This is a genomic window from Paenibacillus sp. PL91, assembly GCF_012935325.2.
Classification (GTDB): domain Bacteria; phylum Bacillota; class Bacilli; order Paenibacillales; family Paenibacillaceae; genus Pristimantibacillus.
In genome coordinates, this window is sequence record NZ_JABBYG020000043.1 from 1 (window position 1) to 11,502 (window position 11,502).

At 41.8% G+C, this 11,502-nt stretch carries 13 protein-coding genes; 10 read left to right on the plus strand and 3 right to left on the minus strand.

Annotated elements, in window-relative coordinates; genetic code table 11:
* Window positions 1–554 precede the first annotated feature (554 nt).
* The gene (locus HI950_RS34885) at window positions 555–1,820 is read right to left on the minus strand and encodes an IS110 family RNA-guided transposase (RefSeq protein ID WP_169091597.1); all 1,266 of its coding nucleotides are present in this window, start codon (window positions 1,818–1,820) and stop codon (window positions 555–557) included.
* 329 nt (window positions 1,821–2,149) lie between these two features.
* Between HI950_RS34885 and HI950_RS34890 the strand changes: the two genes are divergently transcribed.
* The 7 genes from HI950_RS34890 to HI950_RS34920 all read left to right on the plus strand — a co-directional run bounded on the left by HI950_RS34890 (window position 2,150) and on the right by HI950_RS34920 (window position 7,117).
* On the plus strand, window positions 2,150–2,398 hold the full coding sequence (locus HI950_RS34890; RefSeq protein ID WP_187768222.1) for a hypothetical protein: 249 nt from the start codon (window positions 2,150–2,152) through the stop codon (window positions 2,396–2,398).
* A 285-nt stretch (window positions 2,399–2,683) separates the two neighbouring features.
* Window positions 2,684–3,277 carry a hypothetical protein gene (locus tag HI950_RS34895; RefSeq protein ID WP_169091601.1) on the plus strand — a complete coding sequence of 198 codons (594 nt, stop codon included), beginning with the start codon at window positions 2,684–2,686 and terminating at the stop codon, window positions 3,275–3,277.
* A 167-nt stretch (window positions 3,278–3,444) separates the two neighbouring features.
* Entirely contained in the window at window positions 3,445–4,362 is a 918-nt protein-coding gene (locus tag HI950_RS34900) for a DUF3885 domain-containing protein (RefSeq protein ID WP_169091603.1), read from the plus strand.
* A gap of 69 nt (window positions 4,363–4,431) precedes the next feature.
* A complete protein-coding gene (locus HI950_RS34905; protein ID WP_223285693.1) occupies window positions 4,432–4,974 on the plus strand; it encodes an AAA family ATPase in 543 nt (180 codons plus the stop codon).
* A gap of 210 nt (window positions 4,975–5,184) precedes the next feature.
* Window positions 5,185–5,382: a DUF6199 family natural product biosynthesis protein gene (locus tag HI950_RS34910; RefSeq protein WP_169091605.1), complete on the plus strand. Its 198-nt coding sequence runs from the start codon at window positions 5,185–5,187 to the stop codon at window positions 5,380–5,382.
* 276 nt (window positions 5,383–5,658) lie between these two features.
* Window positions 5,659–6,615, plus strand: a complete 957-nt coding sequence (locus tag HI950_RS34915) for a sigma-70 family RNA polymerase sigma factor (protein ID WP_169091607.1) — start codon at window positions 5,659–5,661, stop codon at window positions 6,613–6,615.
* Between the two features lie 76 nt (window positions 6,616–6,691).
* Entirely contained in the window at window positions 6,692–7,117 is a 426-nt protein-coding gene (locus HI950_RS34920; protein ID WP_169091609.1) for an SRPBCC family protein, read from the plus strand.
* A gap of 79 nt (window positions 7,118–7,196) precedes the next feature.
* Here HI950_RS34920 and HI950_RS34925 read toward each other — a convergent pair whose 3' ends face one another.
* The gene (locus tag HI950_RS34925; RefSeq protein ID WP_169091611.1) at window positions 7,197–7,613 is read right to left on the minus strand and encodes a VOC family protein; all 417 of its coding nucleotides are present in this window, start codon (window positions 7,611–7,613) and stop codon (window positions 7,197–7,199) included.
* A gap of 481 nt (window positions 7,614–8,094) precedes the next feature.
* On the opposite strand from HI950_RS34925, the gene HI950_RS34930 reads away from it, so the two are divergent.
* Together HI950_RS34930 and HI950_RS34935 are read left to right on the plus strand one after the other, a co-directional pair.
* Entirely contained in the window at window positions 8,095–8,232 is a 138-nt protein-coding gene (locus HI950_RS34930; RefSeq protein WP_169091613.1) for a hypothetical protein, read from the plus strand.
* Window position 8,233: 1 nt separating this feature from the next.
* Window positions 8,234–8,530: a hypothetical protein gene (locus tag HI950_RS34935; RefSeq protein ID WP_169091615.1), complete on the plus strand. Its 297-nt coding sequence runs from the start codon at window positions 8,234–8,236 to the stop codon at window positions 8,528–8,530.
* Window positions 8,531–9,361: 831 nt separating this feature from the next.
* Here the strand turns inward: HI950_RS34935 and HI950_RS34940 are convergent.
* Window positions 9,362–9,991, minus strand: a complete 630-nt coding sequence (locus HI950_RS34940) for a TetR/AcrR family transcriptional regulator (RefSeq protein WP_169091617.1) — start codon at window positions 9,989–9,991, stop codon at window positions 9,362–9,364.
* A 499-nt stretch (window positions 9,992–10,490) separates the two neighbouring features.
* On the opposite strand from HI950_RS34940, the gene HI950_RS34945 reads away from it, so the two are divergent.
* On the plus strand, window positions 10,491–10,916 hold the full coding sequence (locus HI950_RS34945; RefSeq protein WP_411268197.1) for a hypothetical protein: 426 nt from the start codon (window positions 10,491–10,493) through the stop codon (window positions 10,914–10,916).
* The last annotated feature ends 586 nt before the right edge of the window (window positions 10,917–11,502 follow it).

Genomic DNA, 11,502 nt, shown 5'->3' on the forward strand with positions numbered 1-11,502 from the left:
AGATTACTTTAGATGTAAAGGTCTCACTTTTAGTATATAAAGATACTTTTTTCCGTTCAACTAAGGGAGGATACAAAATAGGAGCACGAGCCGAAGTTCTTCTTCGGGTACTTGGGGTACTCCTTCGTTCCGTAGTTAACCAGGAGTGGTCTCGATTAATTATTCAATAGAGATTCATTAAACTCCCTCGAAATGATTCAGATTCCTCACTCAGACTCATGAATTCGCAGGATTTCATCCTCTAGTTAAATTGAAGAAATGGATGATGGTGGAGCCGGTGGTAGCGGGATGGAGAACTGGGCATGCGGAAATAAAGGATGAATAGGAATCACCCATATTGTTCCATAATGTGCACGTCTCCACTTCGCCCTAGTGATTCTCGCTCCCATGTCTCAACGGGTCATAGCCCTTTCATTCCTTCGTCACAACTTAACTAAGGGGTGGAGGTCGGTCTTTCTAACGGAATGGGTCCGAGCCCTTTTGCGTAACATCTCCCGATACTCCGTGCTTCTTGTCATCCTGCGAATGCATGAGCTGATGAGGATCGATTGGTTTTATGCTGCTTGTGGGAATACCTTAATCGGTTCGTAAGCGGTACTGTTTTTAGCCAATGCGATTAGCATTCGCGCTACTTTACCAATTAATTTCATGATGGATTTCATCTTCTTCAGATTCTTTTCCTCTACATTGTAACGATGTGATGCCCGAATTTCCGGATTTGTCATGATCATACTCATCGTCATGAGATAAAGAAAATGTCGTAAACGTGGACGGCCCCGTTTGCTGAGCACCATCTTTCCTCGCCACTTCCCTGAACTAGCTTCAGCTAGATTTAACCCGGCATGACGAAGCAAAGCATTTCCGTGCGTATATCCACTTAGATCACCAGCCTCACCGAGTACACCAGCTAGATTCGTTACATTGATGCCACGTATTTCAAGGAGTTTCTGTGCATAAGGAATACGCTCAAGAATGAGTTGGAGCTCGTGTTTAATTTGTTCAAGTTGGCGTTGGGCCAGGTCAAATTCTTCGAGTAATTGCCCAAGATGAAGCTTGTAAGCGTGGAGTGCCTGAGCGGTGCCCACACTGGATTTTGCAAGTGAAATGAGTAGTTCAGCGCGTTTAACTCCAGCATGGCGCTTCACAAATTGCTTCCAACCGTCAAGAACCTGTTCTATGTTTAACCGACTGATATCTTTCGGTAAAGGGAAGAGCCTGAGTGTTGCGATTGCACTAGTGCAGGTAAGGATTTTAAAGACCTGACGAAGTTCAGGAAAGACAATGTCTACCCAGCGATGAATCTGATTAACCGCAGCGTTGAGTCGCTTGGTAACCGTTTCTCGATTAGCCATTAGAATACGCAGTTCCTCGAAAGCTTCAGGATGAAAACGAACAGGGGAGTAGTACCCGTTTTTGACCATGTCTGCAATGACAAGAGCATCTTTATGGTCACTTTTAGACGGTGTATTATCCCGGTTTTCCTTGTTCTTTTTGACGAGATGAGGATTAACCAGAACGGGATCGATACCTTGATCGAGAAGCCAACGTGCTAGGCTGAACCAGTAGTGGCCAGTGGGTTCCATGCCAACTATGACGCTGCTAAGTTTGTAGGATTTGAGTAGATCTTGGATCCAGCATACGAAGAGATTGAACCCTTCACGATGGTTACCGAACGCGAGTGGAGTTCCCAAAGCAATCCCGCGAAAACTGACAGCGCGGGCTACATGGGCCTCTTGGGCGATATCTACGCCGATGACTAAATGATGAACGGTAATGTTTTCAATGAGTTGATTTTGCTTGTCTTGTGCCTTAAACTTCATGATAGAGCGACCTCCTGATGTGGATTTTAAGGGCTTTTGACCCGTTGCGTACTCCCATCGTACAGAGGCGCTCGTTTTTATTCAAACTCCAAATTATTCGTTTTACAGGAATTCTAACGGGCAGTAGAATCGAAAGGGATGTGAAGAAATGACTGATTTAGTACCAGAGTTACTTGTAAAAAATATTGAAAAAAGTCTTATTTTTTGGTGTGATATATGTTTATTTCAAATACGCTATGAACGATTAGAATAAGGGTTTGCTTATATAGAGAAAAGAAATGCGCAATTGATGTTAGAAGAAATCGGTAGATCAAGGAATTGGATAACAGATGAGCTTACTTATCCATTTGGACGAGGCATTAATTTTTACAACGGCATTTAACTTCCCTAATTATACTTACAAACCTAAATCCCATGGAATTGGGACTCCATTTTCTTTACATTTTTTTGGTTATGCAAAAGTTTGGGTAAAACAGCGGTACACTCCAGGAGACTTTGGCTTTGAAGAACCTGTTACTTTGACGATAAAATTGAAGAAAGGTCAATGGTATGCAACAAATGTTCACACTGAACCTTGAAAGAGGGCGGATAACGAGAGTTGAGGATCTTGACTGGAGGATAAATCCTTTTAAAGGTTACGCTAACGGGTACTATAGTTTAACAATCACCAGAACGAAGCTGCTGGTATGAAACGGCCGCCAAGAGAGCTAACCGGCAGTATTGTGTAGTGACATGGAAATATTTCCTGTAAACATTCGTGCTATTGTCTGCGAAGATAAATGAAGGAAAAATACCCGAGCGTAGAACTTACTTACCACCCTATAGCAAAATTGAATGACATTCTAATAATAGGAGGATAGAACATGCCTTTCCCAAATTCAGAGTCACTTCAGAAAGCTATTCAAGAGTATTTTAAGAAGCCTAGAGTTGACCATACCAGTGAAGAGGCACTAATTCAAATACTTGAGGAAAGAAAAAACAAGCACTCGATTTATTATGCAATACTCGCTTTAAGGGATGTAGGTACACAAAAGAGTATTTCAGCGCTCAAAAGCCTGTACGATTACCCAATGCAGGATATAAAGGATTGTTCCTTACTTACTATCTCACATATAGCTGGTGTTTCTGAGACTGATTATTATATATCAATATATAATCAAAAAGGTACAAAGAAAGGCTATGCGATTTGGGCAATTTCGGACAGTGGCGATGAACGAGCATTTGAACTGGTAACGAGTTACCTTGAGAAGGAATACAAAAAAATACTTGCAGGCAAGTGTAACAATGATATTTTTATTATGGGGCTGCAATATCTTTTAAGGTTTATTTCATACAATACAAAAGCAGAAGTATTAATCCAGAAATACCTGAGTGCAGCTGAATTTATTCCCAATGAGTATAAATATTCATTCAATAAGATTACTGTTTTATATGCAACTAAACATCATCTGAAGTAGAACAACTCCATTACGCTAACGGGAAACTATAGTTCAAAAGCGCAGGGGCTCCAAGTGTTAGCCCTACACTCCGTAAAATTTGCAATAAGCTTGATACCTAAGAGGTTCATGGAAACACGAACAGTTAACAAGTTTACAAAAAATTACGTGTTAATGAAAGGCAGCATATGAAAACCAGTGTAGTTAATAATATGTTCAAGCAAAAATACTGGATAAGATTTGAACTTGGACCAGTTGGTCTTGAGGAAAAAGCATACGTTAATGAGGTAATGAAACGCTCGAACAGCATTTGTAACTTTCTCTTTTCAAAAAATGACGAAGTTCATGTGATCAATCGCATTAGCTACTTGAATGAAAAAAGTAAGCACGAAAAACTTGATATGCACCGTTTTTTTAAAACAAAACAAACAGTAAAACATCTAGAACACCAAGTGATTCCCTACGAATATGAAGACGATGAACAAATGGTAACCAGCGAGTATCGAGTTCGAGTAAAGTTCGAAGACATACGAATGTCATACCTGCTGACTGCTCTTGCTAATCAGGATTTTGGCAGGAAACCGCGCGTACACGGCAACGTAATGCTATTTAATTCAACCAAACAAATCTTGTTGTATATTTACGATGACCGTGGTTGTGATGTATATGGGGTGAGTAAAGAAAGCTTACTGCCATTGTATCACCAGTACCGCAGTTGGATCCTTGATTATGATCGTATACATATAGACAATGTTTTTGAAGAAGGGCTCGCAGGTGTTTTCGAGACAGAGACAGAGCGGTCAGCACGTCAATATGCCAATGAGCTAAAAGTGCAATCAACTGACATTAATCTATATAGTAATAACACTTGTCATATTTCGCACTTGCTTGAGATACCAAATGACCAGAGCAAACAGTTCGAAGAGGAAATCGGGGGAACGGGATTCACGTTAAGGCTTCAAAGCAAAGATCAGGATACTTCCGTTTATCAAGTTACAAAGACAGAGGCGCTGGCGCTTATTAATTATCAGAGTGAGCTTATGAACCTATATTCTAAAAAATATGGAGGAGTATATTGTAACTGGGAAATAGCAAGAGCGTTCTAGCTGAGCAGAATCTACAATCATTCAACTAACGGGTAACGATAGTGCAATAAAAACAGGCAGGACAGTACAATGATTTCGAGAATACTTAAAAGAATAATAATTGCGAGCATTCTTATATTGTTTGCAGGTGAATTAGGAGGGAAAATGCTGAGAATACTGGTCACTGGAATGTCCGGAACTGGAAAGTCGACAGCCTTGGAGAAACTTGGTGAACGAGGTCACCGCGTTGTGGATACCGACAGCGATGTATGGAGCCGTTGGGTGCATTTTCCAGACGGCTCCACCGACTGGGTCTGGCGTGAAGAGGCAATTATTGAACTTCTGACCAATCACCAGGAAGGTAAACTCTTCGTTGCTGGTTGCAAGTCAAATCAGGGAAAGTTCTACCCATTCTTCGATCATGTGGTTTTGCTTAGCGCGCCTGCCGATGTAATACTCGCACGGATAGCTGGCCGGGAGAACAACAACTACGGGAAAAACCCCGAAGAGCGAGAGCGTATCTTATATCATCTCGCTGAAGTCGAACCCCTATTAAGGGCTACAGCAACTACTGAGGTTGACGCTTCTAGACCATTAGACGAGGTCGTTCTGCAACTCGAATTACTGGATTAAGAAACCAGACACCAGCATGTTGAACTGACGGGGAACTATAGCTTAATGCGAACAAAACAGTACCATGGCGCCGGCAACAAAGGCGCCAATATTCCTAAGAGCTTAGCTATTCATGAATGTATACTTATAAGATGAAAAGTTTGGGGGAATTTTATGATTTTGTTTAGTATGCTTCTTATGTTTGGGCCCCAAAGAAATAGGAGGCTAAAAATGTTTGTATTATATTTTCTTCTTGTGTTCGTTGGAATTTTAATGTTGATTAAACCTACATTAATCTGGTCAATGACTGAAATGTGGAAATCAAATGACGCTACGGAGCCCTCATCTTTATATATTGGTTCAATTCGTTTTGGTGGAACGATGTGTACGCTTGCAGGAATAGGCGGTATTATTGCCTTATTGTTATAAAGGCACTCCTTGTACTTCTCTTCACAGGAAATACAGCTGGTCATTAAGCTAACGTGCAGGATAGCTCCAGTATTCAGGTCCTGGCGTGAGGTATTGCGAATTATTTCTAAAGTATAGATAAGGGTTAATTTATTGGTTATTGAATTATTAGTACGATCGTGCTGAATTTTTATCCATGAGTACTAAATCCTGCCTATTTATTCGGATTGAGGCTGTCCGCTTCATTGCATATAATGAAGGTACAACCCTTCGGGGAGATAGTTAAGGGAGGCCGCGATGAACGAGACCGCATTTGACGAACCATTATTTGCAAGCTTGAAGCCGGGCTTAACCTCGTTCTGTTACCGAATGCTAGGCTCCATGGACGATGCGGACGATGCCGTTCAGGAGACGAGTATTCGGGTCTGGCAGAGCTGGGGCATGTTCAGACAGGATTCCTCGTTCAAAACTTGGGTCTATCGGATTGCCTCCAACCTGTGCTTGGACAAGCTGAGACAATCCAAACGCCGCGCGCTTCCCGTTGACCTGTTCGACCCGGCCGTCGCCATCGTCGAGCCGCGCGACACGCTGCCGGACTCTGCCTGGATCTGGCCGTCTCCCGACTTTGGGGGCAATCCGGAGGATCTGCTCGTACGCAGAGATACCCTTCAACTGTGCTTCATCGCTCTCCTGCAGACCTTGCCTCCGCGGCAGCGCGCGGTACTCATTTTGAAGGATGTATTTGAATGGTCCTCCAAGCAGATCGCGGAAACGTTGGCGATGTCGCCGGCAGCGGTGAACAGCGCCTTGCAAAGAGCCCGAGAGACGATGGGCCGGGCGCAGCTTCGCTCGGATGAACTCAGCAGCATGGACGTTCAACCGGAGCAGCAACTGCTGTCCCGGTATGTGGAGGCCTTCGAGCAATTCGATATTGCTGCGCTCGTCGCGTTGTTCCACGAGGAAGGCTGCATGTCGATGCCGCCCTTCGAGATGTGGATCCGCGGCAAGGAAGATTTGTCCGCCTTCTATTCGCTTACTCGCTGGCATTGCGAAGGTTCGCGATTTGTGCCCATTACGGTGAATGGCGGTTATCCGGCGTTGGCCCAGTATATGCCGGGCAAAGAGGGCTCTGGCCTGGTACCCTGGGGCATCCACGTCATCGAAACCAAAGAAAATCAAATCCTGCACGTTCAAAACTTCATTCATACGCCATTATTTTCGCGATTTGGGCTGCCTGAGCGAATTGACCAATGAATTTCGTCATTGGCTTACGTCTATATCATTGAGAATAACCAAACGACGAATATCATGAGAAAGGTGTCTATTTAAAATGGAAACGAGTAAACCGACGAAAGTAACCGTGCAATCCGTCATTCAAGCCCCTGTCGAGAAGGTATGGCGCTATTGGACCGAGCCGGATCACATCACGAAGTGGAATCAAGCGTCCGAGGACGGGCATGCGCCGAGAGCCGAAAACGATCTGCGGGTCGGCGGCAAGTTTCTGACACGGATGGAAGCGAAGGATGGCAGCATGGGCTTTGATTTTGGCGGCGTCTACGATGTCGTGAATCGGCATGAGGCGATCGGCTACACCATGGAAGACGGAAGAAGAGTGGATATTGCTTTCGTCTATCAAGGGAATGAGACGAAGGTCATTGAAACGTTCGACGCGGAAAGCTCCAATCCCGTCGAGTTCCAGCAAGCAGGCTGGCAAGCGATCGTGGACAATTTCAAAGCCTTTACCGAACAAAACTAATCATCGCGAAGAAGACGCCGGGGAAGATGCCCGGCGTCTTTCTTTTTGAACCCTAGTAGGAGCGTGCTCTCCGTTTGCCTTAACCTTGTACCGCATCCATGTTCATGTAGTTAATGGCCCACAGATGACCGTCCAAGTCCACGAAGCCCCAATGATACATGGACCCATGATCTTCAGGTTCAGCGTGCAATTTCCCGCCCAAGGAGACCGCGGTATTCACGATTTCATCGACCTTTTCCCGGCTCTCGAAGGCCAATGCGATCGTCATCTGCGCATACTTGCTCGTATCGACGGATTCCTTCTCCGTGAGCGTATTAAAGAATGCTTGATTGATCAGCATGACCTGCAGGTTGTCGCCGATCACGATGGCTACCGAATTCTCGTTCTCGGGGGATTGCTGGTTGAGCTCGAATCCGAGTCCGGTGAAGAACGCTTTCGATTGTTCCACATTTTTTACAGGCAGGTTGAAGCTCGTGAATGCGGACGTTAATGCCATTTTCAAAACACCTCTTCGTCAAATTAGTTTGTGTTCATTTATGCCTTCGTTTATATAGACGACAGTCGATCCGGGAATTCATCGGTCTCATGGATTCGGAAGCGTAAATTTTGAAAAATAACTAAAAAGGAATTCGTCTGAATATATGACAATTAAAGGGTGGGTATCGAGTGACGATTACGTTATCGGGAAACGATAGTTGAATAACAAAAGGGCTGCCTGGTGGCAGCCCTTCGTCGTTAAGTTCAGATTTTATCAAACTTTATTTTAAAAATACTTGGTCTCCTTAACGAAAAATCAAGGGTATGTAGCTTTAAGTTTATCAAACTTTATTTTAAAGCTACAACAGGCGGGGATTTAGATGAGACTTATGTTGGGTTATCAAGTAAACAACTCAAATCAGCAACTGAATATGCTGAGGTTTCAATATTAAAATAAATGTTAAACTTGTTCGTGATGCATTGTTAATGGGGGTAATAAGATGGTTTATATGGTTGGTGTCTACAAAAACATTAAAAACGGTTCAATCATGTTGAATGCTATGGCAAATAGTGAGATAGGGGCTGCTACCGCTACAGATACATTTAAAAATGTTCCAACGTCCGATGGAGTCAGTTGAATTGGGAAGTGCTCTATTTAAATTGCTGAATGTATGTATTGAGCGACCTAATTGGACACCAGATATGGGGGGAAAGATACACTCTCTGCTCGGTTACAGTTCATATTCAAAATTTATCAAAGAGCATTTACTTGTATCAGCAGAATTGGCAGACAATAAAAAATCATTAATTCTGAATTCAACAAATCATCAAGGTCAAGGCTATGTTGGGAACGATTTTCAAATAATTTTGTCATTATTAGATGAATCTAAAAAAATTGGAGATAGTCTAATGAAAGCTCTTGAAAAATCAAAATAAAATAACCAATGCGAGCGAGCATCTGGTTACTTCTTTGTCTCAGCTTGATTACGCTAACGGAGAACGATAGTTCAACAAAACAACGTCAGTCTAGGTCTTTATTTTTTAAACAATGACTACGGCCGTTACTTTTTTTGGTCAGTCTAAGACATGTTTTACATAGCCTGATGAGATTGTTATTCGAAAATATGCAAGAGATCAGCACATTTAGTCCAATACTTTATTTTCCTTTAACATCAGCTATATAACCCTTAGTATCTAGAAAAAGTAAAATTGCCTTAGACTTTTGTCTAAGGCAATTTTATATTAATTAATATGGACATCATCATAATTATGCTTCCTGTTGGTAGAAAATAAAGTATTAGACTGGGTGTCTTTATTCCACGCGGATTCACAATTGTAATATAGTCAGACTTCATAAAATAAGTTTTAGACTTACCTCAGAAATTGAAACAGCGACAGCCAAGGACGAAAAAATAAAGTCCTAGACTGTCGCTGTTTCATTGAACTAACGTTTCCAGAAGCTTAATCCCTCATAAGAAAAATTCGTAAAGACGGAGTTGCTCGGTTTAATTGTTGCCGCGGCGTTTTAGTGCAATATTTGACGATAATCATTGAGAAAATCAAAATTAAAAACGATTAATCCCGCGCATAAAATTCAAAATTGCTTCAATGCGTATTTTATCAGCACAATCTTCGCAACAAAAAAACTTATCCTTTCTTTCCTTAGCTTGTTTATATTTTAGTGAACCTTCGTATGCTCTGAATGTTTTTTTACAACAATAACAAAGTACATCATAGTAAAACATTGGTAACCTCCATAGTGACACATCACTTCTTAGTTGATATATCAAAGATTGTAACCAGTTCTCTCGTATATTCCTGAACATCTAAATGAGGCTTTCTCATTAATTCAATGGTGAACCCGTCAATGGCATTTCTTATTGTTAGCGCCATCACCCTTGCCGATGGTTTGGTAAATTCCCGGAATATTCCTTCTTGCATCCCTAGGATGAGAATATTTTCAATTGGAAGTAAAACAGCTTCATCATGGTCTGCTGCAAATTGAAGTTTACCATCAGCAGTTATCTTATTAGAAAGCAATTCAATAACAGCGAAAACATGCTGCCGATTTTCATCTACGAATGTAAGATTGGATTCAATATATACCTGAAGCATTTCTTTAGGAGATTTTTGAGCTTCTATTCGTGGAGCAATATATGATTGCCAAGCCATATAGTATTCGATAGCTACTTGCTCCAATAATTCCTCTTTATTTACAAAGTGATAAGAAATAACCCCTTTACTGATTTTCGCACGTTTTGCAATCTCTCCTAAAGAGGCTTGAGTGTAACCTACTTCTGCGATTGTCTCAATCGCACATTCCACAATTTGAGCTCTACGGGCTTTTTCGATGAATGACATTGGTTTTTGGTTAGTTGGTTTATTTTTTTTATTCATGTTTTTATTTTAGTACAGTCGTACAAAAAAATCAAACAAAAAAAACCATTTAGGTGAATATTACCTAAATGGTTTTTGAACCCCTTTATACAACTAACCTGCCCGTTAGTTTAATGAAGCATCGTAGTCTAATACTTTATTTTCTCAGTCTACAACTTTATTTTCCTAGTCTAACACTTTATTCTTCAGTCTAGAACTTTATTTCCTTCTGACAGGTACTTCAGGCATTTGCAGATGAGAAGATGAAGAATCAACCATTTAGCCGTTGATTTTGACTTTCATCGTGTTAGTGATGGGTATAAAGTAGGGAAAGTACCTTCGCCGCGCTTATCACATTCGGGAAAATCACGTTAGTCGGAAGCGAAGACATGCCAATTGTCGCTTTAATATTTTCGACATCAGTTAGGTTACTTCGACATGAATAATATGGTAAATTAAATATCTGATAGAAAATAAGTATAATTTAGGAGGTTGAATTAATTTGAAAGTTCTGCACAAAATGAAATTGAAAATGATCAGTACGTTGTTTTTAGCATTAATATGTGTTATTCCATTTTCGTCAGCAAATGCTGCAAGTGAACCAGCAGGTGATGAGGCGTCGACCATTCCATTCTCGACTGTATCTGCTGCAAGCAGTGGATGGGATTATTTAGGTTCTTCCACTTTTACTTATTCTAGTGCAATAGCAAAGTCTACTGGGGGAGACTTTTTGGTTTGTCTAGCGTCTGGTCCTTCTGGTTATTATAATTTGTATGAAGACGACCCTGACAATCCAGATGATAGAGTAGGTTATGTGTACTTATACGCTGGTGCATGTGGAGCTTTCCGTAGTATCGGTGGATTTGTGGACGGCGACAATAAAAGGGCAGAATTTTATGTATATAAAGCTTTTGGAGGAACTGCAACTGTTGATTTCTATGATTAATAGTACCGAGTACGGATAGGTCGGTGGTAGATATAGCGAATGCACCAACTGGAAATGGCCGACGAACTGACTACCTATATCCCCCAGTAGTTGGAGGAGAGCTAGTAGCTGATCCATAACGGACCGCAAATAAATGTCCGTTTTCGACTAAATTCAGTCCTGAGCAGTGATTTTTTTTCCGTGGAACAATGACCAAAAACGGCCTCTGTTCGCATCGTTTGCGACAGGGCCGTTTTTGCGTTTTCTTACGCTAGCTTCGAATAAGTGTACAAGGTCAGCCCGGAGCAAAAAGAGGAACTCGATCGCCTGTCAGCTGAGAGGCTCGAAAAGTTACGCGAGGAGGCAATACTGAATATTCTCGAGCGTTATGAGCAGATGGTCAAGCTCCGGCATCAACAGCCGAAAGCTGACTACGGTAGCAAGCCTCCGGGGGATTCCGCTAAACGGGGAACGATAGTTCAATAAAAACACGGAAGCAGCCGACCACAATAATCGGCTGCTTCATTACGCTAACGGGCAGATTACGTTAATGGCAACAGCACCCCATATATTGTAAAATCTATCTTGAAGGCTAATGAAAACGATA

What these genes read in the sequence shown, in the direction of transcription:
- HI950_RS34910 (WP_169091605.1), top strand. Translation starts at nt 5,185, where the DNA reads ATGTTTGTATTATATTTTCTTCTTGTGTTCGTTGGAATTTTAATGTTG.
- HI950_RS34895 (WP_169091601.1), top strand. Translation starts at nt 2,684, where the DNA reads ATGCCTTTCCCAAATTCAGAGTCACTTCAGAAAGCTATTCAAGAGTAT.
- HI950_RS34940 (WP_169091617.1), bottom strand. Translation starts at nt 9,991, where the DNA reads ATGAATAAAAAAAATAAACCAACTAACCAAAAACCAATGTCATTCATC.
- HI950_RS34900 (WP_169091603.1), top strand. Translation starts at nt 3,445, where the DNA reads ATGAAAACCAGTGTAGTTAATAATATGTTCAAGCAAAAATACTGGATA.
- HI950_RS34890 (WP_187768222.1), top strand. Translation starts at nt 2,150, where the DNA reads ATGAGCTTACTTATCCATTTGGACGAGGCATTAATTTTTACAACGGCA.
- HI950_RS34930 (WP_169091613.1), top strand. Translation starts at nt 8,095, where the DNA reads ATGGTTTATATGGTTGGTGTCTACAAAAACATTAAAAACGGTTCAATC.
- HI950_RS34885 (WP_169091597.1), bottom strand. Translation starts at nt 1,820, where the DNA reads ATGAAGTTTAAGGCACAAGACAAGCAAAATCAACTCATTGAAAACATT.
- HI950_RS34915 (WP_169091607.1), top strand. Translation starts at nt 5,659, where the DNA reads ATGAACGAGACCGCATTTGACGAACCATTATTTGCAAGCTTGAAGCCG.
- HI950_RS34925 (WP_169091611.1), bottom strand. Translation starts at nt 7,613, where the DNA reads ATGGCATTAACGTCCGCATTCACGAGCTTCAACCTGCCTGTAAAAAAT.
- HI950_RS34920 (WP_169091609.1), top strand. Translation starts at nt 6,692, where the DNA reads ATGGAAACGAGTAAACCGACGAAAGTAACCGTGCAATCCGTCATTCAA.
- HI950_RS34945 (WP_411268197.1), top strand. Translation starts at nt 10,491, where the DNA reads ATGAAATTGAAAATGATCAGTACGTTGTTTTTAGCATTAATATGTGTT.
- HI950_RS34905 (WP_223285693.1), top strand. Translation starts at nt 4,432, where the DNA reads ATGATTTCGAGAATACTTAAAAGAATAATAATTGCGAGCATTCTTATA.